The sequence below is a fragment of the Rheinheimera lutimaris genome, assembly GCF_013283795.1.
GTDB lineage: Bacteria > Pseudomonadota > Gammaproteobacteria > Enterobacterales > Alteromonadaceae > Alishewanella > Alishewanella lutimaris.
Genome location: NZ_JABSOD010000001.1, coordinates 113,477 through 129,489 on the forward strand (window position 1 = coordinate 113,477; position 16,013 = coordinate 129,489).

15 protein-coding genes are annotated in these 16,013 nt (G+C 50.2%); 9 read left to right on the forward strand and 6 right to left on the reverse strand.

The genetic code is table 11. From position 1 onward, the window contains the following. Nucleotides 1-3: 3 nt before the first annotated feature. The 3 genes from dtd to typA form a co-directional block, all read right to left on the reverse strand. Nucleotides 4-441 (reverse strand): D-aminoacyl-tRNA deacylase, encoded by a 438-nt coding sequence (gene dtd, locus HRH59_RS00505; protein WP_173499313.1) that lies wholly within the window; start codon nt 439-441, stop codon nt 4-6. Continuing rightward, complete coding sequence (locus HRH59_RS00510) at nt 438-1,337, reverse strand: virulence factor BrkB family protein (RefSeq protein WP_173499314.1); 900 nt, start codon at nt 1,335-1,337, stop codon at nt 438-440. Before HRH59_RS00510 ends, dtd begins: the two co-directional genes overlap by 4 nt. Before the next feature lie 151 nt (nt 1,338-1,488). Beyond that, the gene (typA, locus tag HRH59_RS00515) at nt 1,489-3,318 is read right to left on the reverse strand and encodes a translational GTPase TypA (RefSeq protein WP_173499315.1); all 1,830 of its coding nucleotides are present in this window, start codon (nt 3,316-3,318) and stop codon (nt 1,489-1,491) included. A gap of 347 nt (nt 3,319-3,665) precedes the next feature. On the opposite strand from typA, the gene glnA reads away from it, so the two are divergent. The 4 genes from glnA to glnG all read left to right on the forward strand — a co-directional run bounded on the left by glnA (nt 3,666) and on the right by glnG (nt 8,286). Then, nucleotides 3,666-5,075 (forward strand): glutamate--ammonia ligase, encoded by a 1,410-nt coding sequence (glnA, locus tag HRH59_RS00520; protein WP_173499316.1) that lies wholly within the window; start codon nt 3,666-3,668, stop codon nt 5,073-5,075. Between the two features lie 123 nt (nt 5,076-5,198). Continuing rightward, nucleotides 5,199-5,717 (forward strand): DUF4124 domain-containing protein, encoded by a 519-nt coding sequence (locus HRH59_RS00525; RefSeq protein WP_173499317.1) that lies wholly within the window; start codon nt 5,199-5,201, stop codon nt 5,715-5,717. A gap of 78 nt (nt 5,718-5,795) precedes the next feature. Next, nucleotides 5,796-6,872, forward strand: a complete 1,077-nt coding sequence (gene glnL / locus HRH59_RS00530; protein ID WP_331460137.1) for a nitrogen regulation protein NR(II) — start codon at nt 5,796-5,798, stop codon at nt 6,870-6,872. Nucleotides 6,873-6,876: 4 nt separating this feature from the next. Continuing rightward, on the forward strand, nt 6,877-8,286 hold the full coding sequence (gene glnG, locus HRH59_RS00535; RefSeq protein ID WP_173499318.1) for a nitrogen regulation protein NR(I): 1,410 nt from the start codon (nt 6,877-6,879) through the stop codon (nt 8,284-8,286). 64 nt (nt 8,287-8,350) lie between these two features. Here glnG and HRH59_RS00540 read toward each other — a convergent pair whose 3' ends face one another. Beyond that, nucleotides 8,351-8,806 (reverse strand): Spy/CpxP family protein refolding chaperone, encoded by a 456-nt coding sequence (locus HRH59_RS00540; protein WP_173499319.1) that lies wholly within the window; start codon nt 8,804-8,806, stop codon nt 8,351-8,353. Between the two features lie 137 nt (nt 8,807-8,943). On the opposite strand from HRH59_RS00540, the gene HRH59_RS00545 reads away from it, so the two are divergent. From HRH59_RS00545 to HRH59_RS00565, 5 genes are all read left to right on the forward strand, one after another. After that, entirely contained in the window at nt 8,944-9,639 is a 696-nt protein-coding gene (locus HRH59_RS00545) for a response regulator transcription factor (protein WP_173499320.1), read from the forward strand. Next, a complete protein-coding gene (locus tag HRH59_RS00550; protein ID WP_173499321.1) occupies nt 9,636-11,012 on the forward strand; it encodes an ATP-binding protein in 1,377 nt (458 codons plus the stop codon). The genes HRH59_RS00545 and HRH59_RS00550 overlap by 4 nt, the downstream gene beginning before the upstream one ends. A gap of 18 nt (nt 11,013-11,030) precedes the next feature. Continuing rightward, nucleotides 11,031-12,047: an alpha/beta fold hydrolase gene (locus HRH59_RS00555; RefSeq protein WP_218573430.1), complete on the forward strand. Its 1,017-nt coding sequence runs from the start codon at nt 11,031-11,033 to the stop codon at nt 12,045-12,047. A 39-nt stretch (nt 12,048-12,086) separates the two neighbouring features. Beyond that, nucleotides 12,087-12,554 (forward strand): tRNA (uridine(34)/cytosine(34)/5-carboxymethylaminomethyluridine(34)-2'-O)-methyltransferase TrmL, encoded by a 468-nt coding sequence (trmL, locus tag HRH59_RS00560; protein WP_173499322.1) that lies wholly within the window; start codon nt 12,087-12,089, stop codon nt 12,552-12,554. Nucleotides 12,555-12,638: 84 nt separating this feature from the next. Next, the gene (locus HRH59_RS00565; RefSeq protein ID WP_173499323.1) at nt 12,639-14,492 is read left to right on the forward strand and encodes a putative bifunctional diguanylate cyclase/phosphodiesterase; all 1,854 of its coding nucleotides are present in this window, start codon (nt 12,639-12,641) and stop codon (nt 14,490-14,492) included. Between the two features lie 6 nt (nt 14,493-14,498). Here the strand turns inward: HRH59_RS00565 and gpsA are convergent, their stop codons facing one another. Together gpsA and secB are read right to left on the reverse strand one after the other, a co-directional pair. Continuing rightward, nucleotides 14,499-15,506, reverse strand: a complete 1,008-nt coding sequence (gene gpsA / locus HRH59_RS00570) for an NAD(P)H-dependent glycerol-3-phosphate dehydrogenase (RefSeq protein ID WP_173499324.1) — start codon at nt 15,504-15,506, stop codon at nt 14,499-14,501. Between the two features lie 3 nt (nt 15,507-15,509). Further along, complete coding sequence (gene secB / locus HRH59_RS00575) at nt 15,510-15,998, reverse strand: protein-export chaperone SecB (protein ID WP_173499325.1); 489 nt, start codon at nt 15,996-15,998, stop codon at nt 15,510-15,512. Nucleotides 15,999-16,013 lie beyond the last annotated feature (15 nt).

The window sequence follows — 16,013 nt, forward strand, 5'->3', positions numbered from 1 at the left end:
AAATCAGCTGTGCAGTAAAAAGGTTACGGGGCCGTCATTAATCAAACTAACCTGCATGTCAGCCGCAAACTTGCCGGTCGCCGCGGATATACCCAGTGAGCGACAATAGGCCACAAAAGCTTCGTAATACAGGTAGGCCTTGTCCGGCGCTGCTGCAGGTGTAAAGCTGGGCCTTAAACCCGAGTTGGTATCTGCAGCCAGGGTAAACTGCGATACCACCAGCAAGCTGCCACCTGCCTGTTGTACATTTAAGTTCATCTTGCCGTCGGCATCTGAAAACACGCGGTAGTGGCAAACCTTATGCGCCAGCTTCTGCGCCGCCGCAGTTGTATCAGCGGTTTCCACCCCCAGCAATACTAATAAGCCGCGGTCAATCTGCGCAATAATATCACCCTCAACCGTTACTGCAGCCTGGCTTACACGTTGAATAAGTGCCTTCATCCCGCAATAGCCCCGTTTTCATCGTCCGGGCTGTTTTGGTCCGGGTCATCACTGTCGGCTTTTTCAGTATCGGCCGCAATTTGCTGCAATAAGGCGGTAAGTTCGGCCCCCAGCAATACCACCAACCAGCACAAATACACCCAGACAAACATAATAGGTACCAGCGCCAGCGCACCGTAAATCGTATCGTATGCCGGGAAATGCGTCACGTACGCTGCAAAACCACGTTTAGATAATTCAAATAATATCATCGCCAACAAGGCACCGAAAAACGCATGCCGGCTGCGGACTTTGATATTCGGTACCACCAGATAAAGCAGAAAAAATGCCAGTAAAGACATCAGATACGGCACGGTGCTGAGCAACAAGGTAGATAAGCCGGGCGTATAATCTTCAGCAAAACGGCTTAATCTGATCAGATAAGATGTTACGGCAATCGACGAGCCAAACAAAATAGGTCCTAAAGTCAGAATCATCCAGTAAATAGAAAATGAAATAACCGGTCTTGGCCTTTTGGTTACCCGCCAGATTTTATTCAGCGTTTTATCAATATTGTGGATCAGCAACAGTGCAACGCCGGCCAGTACCATAATACCCACCGCCGTCATGCCGCCGGTATTGCCGATAAACTGATTGATATAGGTCTGAATTTCCTCGCCGCGCGATGGCACAACATTGGCAAACACAAAAGCTTCAATATTGCCGCGAAAATCAGCAAACATCGGAAAGGCCTGTAACATAGAAAACATTACCGTGATTAACGGCACCAGCGACAATAAAGAAATATACGCCAGGTAGCCGCCCACTACCGTGATCTGATCCTGCTGACAGCGCTGAGCATAAAGTTTAATAAAGCGCAGGCCGGTCTGAGCATAGCCCTGCCAGTCAATTTTCATACCGCCTCCATTTATCCGGGTAACAGCCCGAGGATACAAGAAAAGCCAACGTTCAACCAGCATCACAGATAACTGTAAGTTGTTGATCACTAAATATCAGGCAACAAAAAGCCGGCATTAACGCCGGCTTTGCTTAGCTCGCGAAGCGGAATTAACCGCGGCTGGCGCGCTTACGATCGTTTTCTGTCAGGTGACGCTTACGGATCCGGATAGACTTAGGTGTTACTTCTACCAATTCATCGTCATCAATAAATTCCAGTGCCTGTTCCAGCGTATAACGGATTGGCGGCACCAGGTTGATAGCCTCGTCAGTACCGGACGCACGAACGTTAGTTAACTGCTTACCTTTCAAACAGTTAACTGTTAAGTCGTTGCTGCGGCTATGAATACCGATAACCTGGCCTTCGTACACTTCTTCGGCGTGGCTGATAAACATACGGCCACGTTCCTGTAAGGAGAAAATAGCATAGCCGGCAGCTTTACCCATGGCGTTAGAGATCATTACACCATTGGTGCGCTGACCGATAGTACCGCCTTTGTGCGCACCATAGTGATCAAAGCTGTGATACATCAAACCGGTACCTGAGGTAATAGTCATAAATTCGGTACGGAAACCAATTAAGCCGCGGCTTGGCATTAAGAAATCCATCCGGATCCGACCTTTACCATCCGGTTGCATATTGGTCATTTCAGCTTTACGCTCACCCATACGCTCCATAATAGAACCCTGGTTCTGCTCTTCACAGTCAATGGTGACGTTTTCCATTGGTTCCATCTTCGCGCCATCAACCACTTTCATGATTACTTCAGGGCGTGATACTGCTAATTCGAAACCTTCACGGCGCATATTTTCAATTAATACGCCCAGGTGCAATTCACCACGGCCGGATACTTTGAATTTATCACCGTCTTCGGTTTCTTCAACCCGCAGTGCTACGTTGTGCTTCAGCTCGTTAGTTAAACGCTCTAAGATCTGGCGTGAGGTAACAAACTTACCTTCTTTACCGGCGAACGGTGAGGTGTTTACCTGGAACGTCATGGTAACAGTAGGTTCATCAACCTGCAGTGCCGGCAAGGCTTCTACCTTAGTAGTGGCACAGATAGTGTCAGATATTTTCAGTTCACCAAGACCGGTAAAGGCCACGATGTCACCGGCGTTAGCTTCCGGCGTTTCAACACGTTCTAAACCTAAGTAACCAAATACCTGGCCAACTTTACCATTACGTTTGCTGCCGTCAGCACCGACAATCGTTACCTGCTGGTTCGATTTTAAGCTACCGCGTTTGATACGGCCGATACCGATAATGCCAAGGTAGCTGGAGTAATCCAGTTGTGACACCTGCAGTTGTGTTTCACCGTCCAGCTCTACCGCCGGCGGTGCTACGTGCTTCACAATGGCTTCGAACAAATCAGTGATATCTGTTTTTGGCTCGTTGTAATCTAATGTTGCCCAGCCGTTTAATGCTGAGGCATATACAATCGGGAAGTCCAATTGCTCGTCAGTGGCGCCTAAGTTGTCAAACAGGTCAAATACCTGGTCAATAACCCAATCCGGACGTGCGCCCGGGCGGTCAATTTTATTCACAACAACAATAGGCTTTAAACCGTGTGAGAAAGCTTTTTGCGTTACGAAGCGCGTTTGCGGCATTGGGCCGTCAACGGCATCAACCAACAACAGTACTGAGTCTGCCATTGATAGTACGCGCTCTACTTCACCACCGAAGTCAGCGTGGCCCGGTGTATCAAGAATATTGATATGGTAACCATTCCAGCGCACTGAAGTGTTTTTCGCCAAAATAGTTATACCGCGCTCAGATTCCTGCGCATTCGAGTCCATAACGCGCTCCTGTAATTTGGCGCGGGCGTCGAAGGTGCCAGACTGCTGCAGCAGTTTGTCAACCAATGTGGTTTTACCATGGTCAACGTGCGCAATAATGGCAACATTGCGCAGCTTTTCTAAGTAGGTCGCGGTAACGCTCATGTAAATATATCCTCTGTGGCACTAGATGACCGTAATGACCACCAGGCAAAACTAACTGAAACTAAAGGGCGCATATTCTACTCTGTTTTTACCAGGAAAGAAAAACAGCAACTGCGGTTTCGGCAATTTTTTTTATCAACAGGGCAATCCGCAGCTACACTTAGCCCTTGCACAAGCGCACCACAACAAAGCAACATGGCACCATATTGGTGCATGGCGCCAATTGATAAGTGCGCATGCTAAAAAATACTCAAACAAATTCAAGGCGTTAAATGTTTGGCATATATCTGGCATTTAATGGAGCAACACCGCTAAATCAGTTCAAAACAGATTAATTGGAGGAATGCATGTCTGCATCATCTGTACTGAGTTTAATTAGAGAAAATGAAGTGAAGTTTGTAGATTTACGTTTTACTGACACCAAAGGTAAAGAGCAGCATGTGACTATTCCTGTTAACCAAATTACTGCAGATTTCTTTGAAGACGGTAAGATGTTTGACGGCTCTTCTATTACCGGTTGGAAAGGTATTAACGACTCAGACATGATCCTGATGCCGGACGCTTCTACAGCGGTATTAGACCCGTTTTTTGAAGAAACCACGTTAAACATTACCTGTGACGTTATCGAACCCAGCACCATGCAGGGTTATGACCGTGACCCACGCTCTATCGCCAAGCGCGCTGAAGAGTACTTGAAGTCTACCGGTATTGCCGACACTGTGCTGTTTGGCCCTGAGCCGGAATTCTTTATGTTCGACGACATCCGCTTTGAAACCACGATGTCAGGCTCCTTCTTCAAGATTAACTCTACTGAAGCCGCATGGAACTCAGGCACCAGTTATGAAGACGGCAACAAAGGCCACCGTCCTGGTGTGAAAGGCGGTTACTTCCCGTTACCACCGGTAGATTCGGGCCATGATATCCGTAGCGCCATGTGTATGGTACTGGAAGAAATGGGTCAAACCGTTGAAGCGCACCACCATGAAGTTGCCACAGCCGGCCAGAACGAAATTGCTACTAAGTTCAACAGCCTGACCAAAAAAGCTGATGAAGTGCAGCAACTTAAATACGTTATTCATAACGTAGCGCACCTGTATGGCAAAACTGTTACCTTTATGCCAAAACCATTAGTAGGCGATAACGGTTCAGGCATGCATTGTCACCAATCGCTGGCAAAAGACGGTGTAAACCTGTTTGCCGGTGATAAATATGCCGGCCTGTCTGAAACAGCGTTGTACTACATCGGCGGTATTATTAAACATGCTAAGGCCATCAACGCCTTTACCAACCCGTCGACTAACTCGTACAAGCGTTTAGTACCACACTTTGAAGCACCGGTAATGCTGGCTTATTCTGCCCGTAACCGTTCTGCCTCAATTCGTATTCCACTGGTACCCAGTGCTAAAGCACGCCGTATTGAGTGTCGCTTCCCGGATCCGGCAGCTAACCCGTACTTGGCTTTTGTTGCCCAACTGATGGCAGGCCTGGACGGTATCCAGAATAAGATCCACCCGGGCGATGCGATGGATAAAGACTTATACGACTTACCGGCAGAAGAAGCCGCCAATATTCCACAGGTTTCAACCTCACTGGAAGAAGCGCTGAACGAGCTGGATAAGCACCGCGCAGTCTTTACCAAAGGCGGCGTAATGTCTGATGCGATGATCGATGCCTACATCGATATTAAACGCGCAGAAGCCCGTAAAGTAGCCGTTGCAGTTCACCCGTTGGAATTTGAACTGTACTACAGCGTTTAAAATCTCATATGATTAAAAAGCTCACTCCGGTGAGCTTTTTTTTTGTAGAAAAATAGCACAAAGCAAGCTAAAGTAGCGCAACGGAACAACAATAATAAAAATAAAATGGAACTTAGTAAATCAATGAATAAAGTATTGTTTATTTTCATATTATTGTTTGCTGCAATGCCAATAACGGCGCAGGAAAGCAAAAAGGTCTTTGTTACCCGTGATGCCAACGGTGTATTGATATTCTCTGACAGCCCGCAACCCGGCGCTGAAGAACTGAATTTATCCACTCGTGCCAATATCATGGAGGCAACAGACCCTACCCTACCGGCGCGCAAAGCCCCGGCACCTGAGCCTTTTACGGTAGAGATTGTACAGCCTGAGGATCAGGGTACAGTGCGCGACAATACCGGCTCAGTATATGTGTCCGGTAAGATCAGTCCGATGTTTCAGCGTGGCCTTCGCGTACGCTTATTAATTGACGGCCAGGCTAAAGTAGAGCCGCAAAATAACGCCGTATTTATTCTGCGCGATGTAGAACGCGGCGAACATAAACTGCAGATGGAACTTTTTGATCAAAACGGCAAGCTTATTGCAACAAGTCCTGTAACGACCTTCTATTTACATAGAGCCTCGGTAATATCACCAAATTAGTGCGTATGCTATGCAATTCAGCCTGAACTGAATTACACTGTCAACTCATCGCACCAATTTGGTGCAAAGGGTGGAACAGTGACTGATATAACAATACCGACAGAGCAACTATACGCGCATATTACTGAGCAACTGACCACGGCCATTATGCTGTTGGATGCAGATTTAAACATTCGTTACTTTAATACCGCCTGCTGTGCTGTGTTGGGTTTAGGTGAAAAACGCCTGTCTGCCCAGTACTTTCCTGAATTGTTCCAACATATTGATATCAGCAGCCAGCATTTTTGCGGTGCACTAAGCTCGAAACAGGGCTTTGGCGTCAGCGATGTGCAAGCCGTACTGGCCGACGGCCGCCATTTGCTGCTGGATATCAGCGTTACCGTCAGTGAGAGCCCGCCGGATCATCTGTTACTGGAAATTCGTCATGTCGATCAACAGCGGAAAATCAGTCTAGAAAGCCTGCAACAACATCAGCACCTGGCCGCCCGCGAGCTGATCCGCGGCCTGGCACACGAGATAAAAAACCCGCTCGGCGGTTTACGTGGTGCAGCGCAATTGTTGGAAGAAACATTATCTGATGAGCTGAAAGAATATACGCAACTGATTATCGCCCAGGCCGACAGGTTACGGAACCTGGTCGATCGCTTGCTGGGCCCCTACCGCCCGGCGCAGCGGGTGCAAAGCAACTTGCATCAGATGATAGAGCAAGTGCGTCAGTTAGCGCTGATGGATAATCCCGGCCAGGTGAAGTTCAGCCGGGACTACGACCCCAGCATACCCGATTTCGCCTTTGACCCGGAACTGCTCGAGCAAGCGCTGTTGAATATAGTCCGCAACGCGCAGCAAGCACTGGAACATACCGCACAACCGGCGATTTGCTTACAAAGCCGCGTACTACACCAACATACCCTGCATGGCAAACGCTACAAACTGGTGGCCTTAATCCGTGTAATCGACAATGGCCCCGGCATCCCGAACGACATTAAAGACACCCTGTTTTACCCGATGGTAAGTGGCAAAGCCGGCGGTACCGGACTGGGGTTATCAATCGGCCAAACGCTGATCCACCAACACGGCGGCTGGATTGATTGCGACAGCTGGCCGGGCCATACCGAATTTACCCTATACCTGCCAATTGCAGACACTGAGGATTGAACTAATGAGTCATACTGTGTGGATTATCGATGACGACAATTCTATCCGCTGGGTTCTGGAAAAAGCCCTCGCCCGGGCGGATATTTTATGTGAAAGCTATGCCTCTGCCGATTTAATGTTGCAGCGGCTGGAGTATGACCAACCAGCAGTAGTCGTATCGGATATCCGTATGCCGGGTACCGACGGCATGGCGCTGTTAAGCCGCCTGCAAGAACTGGCACCGGAACTGCCGGTAATTATTATGACCGCGCATTCTGATTTAGACAGTGCCGTTAATGCCTTTAAACGCGGTGCTTTTGAATATTTACCTAAACCGTTCGATGTCAACGATGCAGTTGCCTTGATCAGCCGCGCGCTGGAGCACGCCAAAGCGCGTCAACCGAAACATAAAGCCGTGGCGCCAACCTTATCACCGGAGATTATCGGTGAAGCGCCGGCAATGCAGGAAGTATTCCGCGCCATCGGCCGGCTGGCGCGCTCCAGCATCAGTGTATTAATTAATGGCCAATCCGGTACCGGTAAAGAGTTGGTTGCCCGTGCCTTACATAAGCACAGCCCGCGTGCAGAGCAGCCATTTATCGCGCTGAATATGGCCGCAATTCCGAAAGATCTGATTGAGTCTGAGCTGTTCGGCCATGAGAAAGGCGCCTTTACCGGTGCCAACAACCTGCGCAAAGGCCGCTTTGAACAAGCTGACGGTGGCACCCTATTTCTCGATGAAATAGGCGATATGCCGCTGGATGTGCAAACACGTTTGCTGCGCGTATTGGCCGACGGTCAGTTTTACCGTGTTGGCGGCCACCAGGCTATTGGTGTCGATGTGCGTATTATCGCAGCTACGCACCAGAATCTGGAGCAGCTGGTAACCGAAGGCAAGTTTCGTGAAGACTTATTTCACCGTCTGAATGTGATCCGCGTACATTTGCCGCAATTGCGCGAACGCAAACAGGATATTGCCAAACTGGCGCAGCATTTTTTGTTGCAGGCGGCCAAAGAGTTAAATGTTGAAGCCAAAACGCTGACCAAAGAAGCAGAACAATTCTTAAGCCAGCTGGATTGGCCCGGCAACGTGCGCCAACTGGAAAATACCTGCCGCTGGCTTACTGTAATGGCCAGTGGCAAACATATCGTGGTCGCCGACTTGCCACCTGAACTCACCACCCCAACCAGGGCTACAGTGACAACAGTTAACGGCAGCAGCGGCAGTTGGCAGGAATTACTGGCAGGCTGGATCAGCCATAAACTGAATGCCGGTGAAGAAAACATTTTGGCTGAAGCAGGGCCCGAGTTTGAACGCACCGTACTGCAACAAGCCTTGCAGTTTACCCATGGTCATAAGCAAGAAGCAGCCAAACGACTGGGCTGGGGCCGCAACACCCTGACGCGCAAACTAAAAGAACTGGATATAGAGTAGCGGGCATAGCCCGCCATTTTGCTGTCAACCAACAGTGTTGATTTTATAGCCTAACCTCGCCGGTTCAGGAATTGTGGCGCAATTTCTTCTGTTGCCACTTTGCCCGTTTCTCACCCAGTTGTTGCCGCTGCTCTTCAGTCAGCAACTGCAATATCTGATGTTGTAACTTTAATCCGGCCAGACGCTGAGTTAACACCTGCTGCTGTTGCTGCTCCAGCAGCAAGCGCGCGGCGGTTTCATCAAACTGCTCTGCCGCCAGCAATTCGCGCATTTGCCGGCGCGTTTCGCCTTTTTCGTCCGTTGCTCGGCGCACCTGGCGGTGCTGTTGCATCAGTTGCTTAATTTGCGCTTGTTGGCTGTCAGTCAACTCTAACCCTGCCAGCATGCGCTGCATCGGCATCTGCTGCATGTGCCGTTCTTCGTGCCGGCCATCTGCTTTATGTCCGTCAGCAATAGCCACTGTCGACAAACCGCTGGCGGTGATTACACCCAGGACAAAAATTAATTTTGATACTTTCATTTGAGACACTCCCGTAATAAGACAGCTTAAGCATAAAGTGACGGATGCAAAGCAGCGCAAAGACCGGGTAAAGATTCTGTAAAGGTATATTGCAGCCCGCTGACATTGGGTAAACTCTACACAACCAAGGAGTAGTTATGCCTGCAATTCTAATGATTGATGACGACACCGGCTTATGTGAGTTGGTTGCCGAATATCTGGCGCTGGACGGCTATCAGTTTAGTGCGGCACACGACGGTAACCGCGGGCTGGAATTGGCGCAAAGCGGAGATTATCAGCTGATCCTGCTGGATGTGATGTTGCCGGGTCTGGATGGTTTGTCGGTGTTAAAGGCGCTGCGCAGCGGACTATATTGCCCGGTGCTGATGCTGACAGCCCGCGGCGATGATGTCGACCGTATTGTCGGGCTGGAGCTGGGAGCGGACGACTACCTGGCCAAACCCTTTAACCCACGTGAACTGGTCGCGCGTATTAAAGCCATTTTGCGCCGCGTAGAGCTGACGAAAACCCCACAGCCGGCACCCAACGCCATATTGAATATTAATGGCCTGGAACTAAACCCGCACAATCGCCAACTCAGTTGTAATAACAATATGGTGAGTTTAACCGCTACCGAATTTCAGTTGCTGGAAGTATTAATGCGCCACGCCGGTGAAGTGGTCAGTAAAGATGAACTCAGCCGAGAAGTGCTGGGTAAACGCCTGCAAATGTACGACCGCAGCCTGGATATGCATATCAGCAATATCCGTAAAAAAGTCGGCCAGTTCAGCACTGATGAGAAAATACAAACCCTGCGCGGCAGCGGCTATCTGTTTTTACAGGGGCAGGTATGAACTGGCTGGGGTATCTGAATCCGTTTCATTATCTGGCCGGGCGCATCTTCCTTTGGTTCTGGTTGGTATTGCTAACCGCCGTGTTCGGCACTTTGGCGCTATCACGTGCCCTGGTTGAACAAACCGAAATCCGCCGGCTACCGCACAATATCGCGCAGCAACTGCAGCAACAATTACAGCCCTTTGCTGACAGCCGTGACAGCGCTGAACTGATAACCAGGTTACAGCAACACCGGCCGGATCGCTGGTTGGTAGTAAACGCCGACAGCAACAGTGTACTGACCCCGGACTTATTGCCGCGGGACTTTGATCAGAACTGGTTAACGGAATTATCTCAGCTGTCGCGGCCACGCTGGCTAAAACACCATAATACCTCGCTGGCAGGGCCGTTTTTGCTGCAACTTGGCGAGGAGAACCTGGCACTGTATCAAAAGCGCCAACGCCCGCCCCAGCCGTGGTGGCGTTTAAGTGAAATACCGCAGCATGTGTTGCTACTGTTTACCCTGCTGATCTCTGCTGTCGCCAGCTTGATTCTGGCTTTGTCTATCTCGCGGCCATTACGTGAGTTGCTGCAGCGCAACCTGGCCTTTGCTGACGGAAAACTGGACAGCCGGGTCAGCAATTTAATCAAACGCAAAGACGAACTGGGCCGGCTTGGTCACAGCTTTAACACTATGGCGGAACGCATCAGTGCTTTGCTGACAAACCAACAACGCTTATTACGTGATATTTCGCATGAGTTACGCTCGCCGCTGGCCAGAGCTCAGCTGGCATTGGGCCTGACCGAGCGCCAAAACAATATGGAGCAACTGCCACGACTAAAGCAGGAGCTGGACCGGCTGGATGTGATGCTCGATGAGCTGCTGACCTTCAGCAAACTCGATGCCGGCCAATATCAATTGCAGCAGCAGCGCTTTGACCTGAGCGAACTGCTGGCCGATATCATCGATGTTAACAAAGTAGAAGCCGACGCCAAGCAGCAAACTATTAAGCTAACCGCTCCGAACGTGGCAGAAATTGTCGCCGACAGCCGTTTACTGGCACGGGCAATAGAAAATATTCTGCGCAATGCCATTAAGTATGGCCCGCCGCGCAGTGACATCAGCTGCACCTTGCAGCAACAACAGCAGCAATTACAACTGACCATTTGTGACCAGGGCCCGGGCATTGCTGCAGAGCAGCTTGAAGCCGTATTTGAGCCGTTTTACCGCGTGTCTGACAGCCGCACAGCCAGCACCGGTGGTACCGGATTAGGTTTGGCGATAGTAGCGCAAATTGTGCGCCAGCACAGAGGTACTGTGGTCGCTGAAACAAGAAGTGAAGGCGGGCTTTGTATCAGGCTGACGTTACCGTTAAACTGCGGGTTTGGCTAACGTCGCAGGAGTTCAACATTGGTAAGCAATAGCGGGCAATTTTTACCTGTTCAGCCGCTGGGAAACGCTGCAGATCTGGCTGAGCGCTGGCAAAGCCGGCTACAACCATTCTGGCAGCAGATGACATGCGCGGTACTGACTACGCCCGATCAAGTGCAATTGAGTTACTATTGCCATCTGGTGCCCGGGGCCAAAAATGCGGTGCTTATCAGCAGCGGCCGGATGGAAATGGCGGTAAAGTACGCCGAACTGTGCTTTGAGCTGGTGCAGGCCGGCTATAGCGTATTCCTGCTGGACCATCGTGGCCAGGGCCTGTCGCAGCGCGAACTGAGCAACCCGCACAAAGGCTACATTACCGATTTTAAGCTGTATCAAGCCGATTTAGCGCAATTTGTCGGGCATGTTGTGATGCCCTCAGGCCATCAACGTTACATTGCGCTTGGGCATTCTATGGGCTGTGCCATTCTGGCCGGCTATCTGCAGCAGTACAGTCATCCGTTTTCTGCCGCCATTTTCGCCTCGCCTATGCTGGGTATTTATACCGGGCTGGTGCCGGCACGGCTGGCAGAATCGATTGCGTTGGCATTTGGCGCGCTGAACCGCGCGGTTACGCAAGAACCGTGGTATTTCCCGGGCCAAAGCAACTATAAGGAAAAAGCGTTTAATAATAACCCGTTAACCGGCTGTGCCGCGCGGTATGAATGGCTGTTGCAGCGTTATCGCGAGCAGCCGCAGGCACAACTGGGCGGTGTAACCACACGCTGGGTAAGCGCAGCTATTCGCGCCATGCGCCAGCTGCAACTCAGCGCCGGCCACTGGCGCACACCGCTGCTGCTGTTGCAGGCAGAAGCCGATAAAGTCGTCAGCAACCATGCGCAAAACCTGTGGTACCGGCAGTTACCGGCGACGCTGCAACATCAGTTAGTCAGATTGCCGCATGCCCGGCATGAAATTTTTATGGAAACGGATGATATCCGCGTACAAGCGCTAAACGCCATCAATAGTTTTCTGGCAACGCTGCCGCCACAGCACTGAATTTGCTACACTGCGCCCCCTGCTATTGTGGAGTTCATTATGTTGCACATTGTTTTATTCGAGCCGGAAATTCCACCTAATACCGGTAATATTATCCGCTTGTGTGCTAACACCGGCTATCAATTACATTTGATCGAACCACTGGGCTTCGCCTGGGATGACAAGCGTATTAAACGTGCAGGGCTGGATTACCATGAGTTTGCACAGGTGCAGCGCCATCGTGATTTTGCCCATTTTGTCAGCACCGTGGCACCGCCGCGGATGTTTGCCTGCACCACTAAAGGCCAGCGCCAACACAGCGAAGCACAGTATCAGGCCAACGATGCACTGATTTTTGGTCCGGAAAGCCGTGGTTTGCCGGCTGAGGTATTGCAACAAATGCCGGTTGAACACTGGCTACGCATCCCGATGACAGCAAACAGCCGCTCAATGAACTTGTCTAACGCCGTCGCCGTTTTTGTTTATGAATCATGGCGTCAGCTTGGTTATACCGGTGCCAGACAATAAATAGCCCGTTATTGCATTTGCATATCCAAACATACTACAGCTATATTTAATGGCGTTTATATTGATAACAAGGATGTTAGGACTATGCCGCTGCATTGTTGGCTGCTTTTGTCTGCCCTGCTCTGGGCCATGCCGGCATATGCCAATCAAACGGCTGCGGGCTGGCAAAGTGGCATAGCCATAACTGTACTACTGTTGCTGATAGTGGTACTTACGCTGTATAACAGCAAGCTGCGACGACGCCACACTGATATGCTGGATAAGCACAGCGTACTACAGGGCTTTTTGCAGCAGTCTGATGATTTTGTCGCTATTCTTACCGAAGATTTCCGTCCGGGCTATCTTAATCCTGCTTTTAACGCTTTGCTACCGGACAAACCCGGAGCTGCCCCGGCGGCACCACTACCACTTTACCAAAGCGAACAGGGTGAGCAGTTACTACTGCAAGACATCAGCCAGTACAAAAACTGGACCGGCGAAGCCTGGCTCGATACCGGTGCACACCGCCCCAGACTGGCATTGTCGTTGTCCATCACCGCCACAACACAGCCGCCGGCCTGTTATCTGTTAGTAGCCCGCGATATAAGCCGGCAGAAACAACAGCAACAACAACTGACACGGCGTGTTGTATACGATGCTGAAACCGGCTTGCTCAGTCCACTGTTGCTGGAAGACTATCTGCAAACGCTGCTTAACAGCTGCAGCAGCAAGCAACCACAATGCGCTTTGCTGTTGCTAAAGTTTAACCAACTATTGGCCGCAGATAACCGGCAACATGTATTGCTGCAACATGTATTAAGTAAAATCAGCAGTAAACTACTGCAATACATTCCTAAAGGCGGTGTGGCAGCCCGTTACAGCCAGGATACATTGGCGGTGTTGTTACCACCGCAATTATGTGATGGTGAAGTCGATATCAGCCTGAACCGCCTGGCACACAAGTTACTGAACCTGACTGCCGATTTAAATGATCCTGCCGTAAAAGCATCGCTACAAACATGGATAGGTATCAGCCTGTACCCACTGGACAGCCAAACGCCGGCCGGATTACTGGCTGAAGCACAACGGGCAATAACCTCGGCGGCAAAGTTAGGCAGCGATGCGTTGCAATTTGCCAACGCCAGGATCCAGCAACGTGCACCTGAATATCAAAGCCTGGAAACAGAATTACAAAAAGCCCTGCTACAGGGCGAATTCGATGTGCATTACCAACCCAGGCTCAGCATAGGCAGTAACCGTGTCGTCGGCTATGAGGCTTTGCTGCGCTGGCATAGCCCTAAACGCGGTGTATTATCGCCGGCATCCTTCCTCAGTGTCGCCGACGAGACAGGCTTGCTGGTAGCGCTGGATCGGTTAACGTTCAAAAAGTGCTGTCAGCAATTGCAATACTGGCAACAAACCGGCATTAACCGCGGCCGTATTTCGCTGAACATTGCCAGTCAGAGCTTTCGCCAAACCGATTTTGTCGCTGCGCTCAGCAACCAGTTATCGCTCACCGGTTTGTCAGCAGAGCAGTTTGAACTGGAACTGCATGAAGATATCTTTTTGCAGCCTGACACTAACATTAACAACACCCTGACACAGTTGACTACCCTGGGCTTTCATTTAACGTTAGACAATTTTGGTCAGGGCGTGTCCTCATTGTCAGTGTTACGGCAATACCCGTTGCACAGCATCAAAATTGCACCGGGTTTTATTAAAGATATGGAACACAACGAACAACAGCGCAATATCACTGCCAGCCTGATTAGGCTGGCGTCTTATTTACATTTGGATGTGATTGCTACCGGCATTGAAAACGAAATGCAGGCTTATTTGTTACATGTGATGGGGTGCGATATTTTGCAGGGACATTTGTTCAGTAAAGCATTACCGGCAGCGGAGATACCGGCTTTGCTGGCAAAAGAGAATAAGCTGGTACGCAAAGAAGTAAGTTAAGCGGGGTTAACTTACTTCGTCGCGCTTTTCCCGGCCCAATAAATCCAGTGCCGCTAATTTAACGTCTTTGCCCTGATACAACACCTGGAATATTTGCTCAGTAATCGGCATTTCTACGCCAACGCGCTGCGCCAGGTTAAACACCTCTTTCGCATTACGATAGCCTTCAACGACCTGACCTATACTTTGCATCGCGTCATCAACCGCTTTTCCCTGGCCCAGTAACAAACCAAAGCGCCGGTTACGTGATTGATTATCGGTACAGGTAAGCACCAGATCTCCCAGACCGGCCATGCCCATAAAGGTGTCTTTTTTGGCCCCCAACGCACAACCCAAACGACACATTTCGGTTAAGCCACGCGTAATGAGTGCAGTGCGGGCATTGGCACCAAACCCAATACCATCTGCCATACCGGCGCCGATAGCGATAACGTTTTTCACCGCACCGCCTAACTGTACACCGATAAAATCCGGATTAGTGTATACCCGAAAGCTTTTAGCGCAGTGCAGTAAGTCTGACAACTCAGCAATAAACTCTTCGTCTGTAGAAGATAACGAAATGGCCGTCGGCATACCCAGCGCCATTTCTTTGGCAAAAGTCGGCCCGGAAAATACTGCCAGTGACACTTTTTCACCAAGAATGTCGCGTGCAACATCTTGCAACAACCGCCCGGTTTCCGGTTCCAGGCCCTTGGTTGCCCATGCCACACGGGCATTGGCTTGCAAAAAAGGTTTAATTTGCTGCAAAGTTTGCGCAAAAGCATGGCTTGGCACCACCAGCAAAATATCGCGGCTACTGGCAGCAGCTTCAGCCAGTTCGGCTGTTACATGCAAAGAATCCGGCAAGCGGATATCCGGCAGATACTTCTGATTCAGGCGCTGCTGCGCCATTTGGGTAATATCCTGACTATTTCGGCCCCACAAAGTAATATGATTACCGTTACGTGCCAGACAAATAGCCAGAGCGGTGCCATAAGACCCCGCCCCAATCACAGCAATAGCAGACGCTTGCATTGCTTACGCGTCTGCTCTGGTGTCTTGCGCTTCAGCCTGGCGCTTTTGCAGGTACTGAGCAAACAAGGCATCAAAATTAACCGGTGCCAGGTTTAACTGCGGGAAAGTACCACGGTTTACCAGGTTAGATACCGCTTCACGGGCATAAGGGAACAGCATATTCGGGCAGAACGACGCCAGCATATGCGCCATTTGCGCATCTTCCAATTGACCGATTGCGAAAATACCGGCTTGCTGTACTTCGCATAAAAATGCCGTTTCACCTTCAACTGTGGTGGTTACCGTTAGTGACAGGATCACCTGATACACATTGTCTTCCAGTTTCTCACTGCGGGTGTCCAGATCCAGTTTTACTTCCGGCTTCCATTCTTTGCGGAAAATTGCCGGTGCATTTGGCGCTTCAAAAGAAATATCTTTTACGAAAATACGCTGAATAGAAAACTGTAACCCCTGCTGCTCAGTTGCAACGCCGTTTGCTTGTTGTTCGGCCATGATAATTCCTACTGT

Bases quoted from the DNA above. Each gene is read 5' to 3' on its own strand.
- dtd (WP_173499313.1), bottom strand. From the start codon at position 441: ATGAAGGCACTTATTCAACGTGTAAGCCAGGCTGCAGTAACGGTTGAG.
- HRH59_RS00510 (WP_173499314.1), bottom strand. From the start codon at position 1,337: ATGAAAATTGACTGGCAGGGCTATGCTCAGACCGGCCTGCGCTTTATT.
- typA (WP_173499315.1), bottom strand. From the start codon at position 3,318: ATGAGCGTTACCGCGACCTACTTAGAAAAGCTGCGCAATGTTGCCATT.
- glnA (WP_173499316.1), top strand. From the start codon at position 3,666: ATGTCTGCATCATCTGTACTGAGTTTAATTAGAGAAAATGAAGTGAAG.
- HRH59_RS00525 (WP_173499317.1), top strand. From the start codon at position 5,199: ATGAATAAAGTATTGTTTATTTTCATATTATTGTTTGCTGCAATGCCA.
- glnG (WP_173499318.1), top strand. From the start codon at position 6,877: ATGAGTCATACTGTGTGGATTATCGATGACGACAATTCTATCCGCTGG.
- HRH59_RS00540 (WP_173499319.1), bottom strand. From the start codon at position 8,806: ATGAAAGTATCAAAATTAATTTTTGTCCTGGGTGTAATCACCGCCAGC.
- HRH59_RS00545 (WP_173499320.1), top strand. From the start codon at position 8,944: ATGCCTGCAATTCTAATGATTGATGACGACACCGGCTTATGTGAGTTG.
- HRH59_RS00550 (WP_173499321.1), top strand. From the start codon at position 9,636: ATGAACTGGCTGGGGTATCTGAATCCGTTTCATTATCTGGCCGGGCGC.
- trmL (WP_173499322.1), top strand. From the start codon at position 12,087: ATGTTGCACATTGTTTTATTCGAGCCGGAAATTCCACCTAATACCGGT.
- HRH59_RS00565 (WP_173499323.1), top strand. From the start codon at position 12,639: ATGCCGCTGCATTGTTGGCTGCTTTTGTCTGCCCTGCTCTGGGCCATG.
- gpsA (WP_173499324.1), bottom strand. From the start codon at position 15,506: ATGCAAGCGTCTGCTATTGCTGTGATTGGGGCGGGGTCTTATGGCACC.
- secB (WP_173499325.1), bottom strand. From the start codon at position 15,998: ATGGCCGAACAACAAGCAAACGGCGTTGCAACTGAGCAGCAGGGGTTA.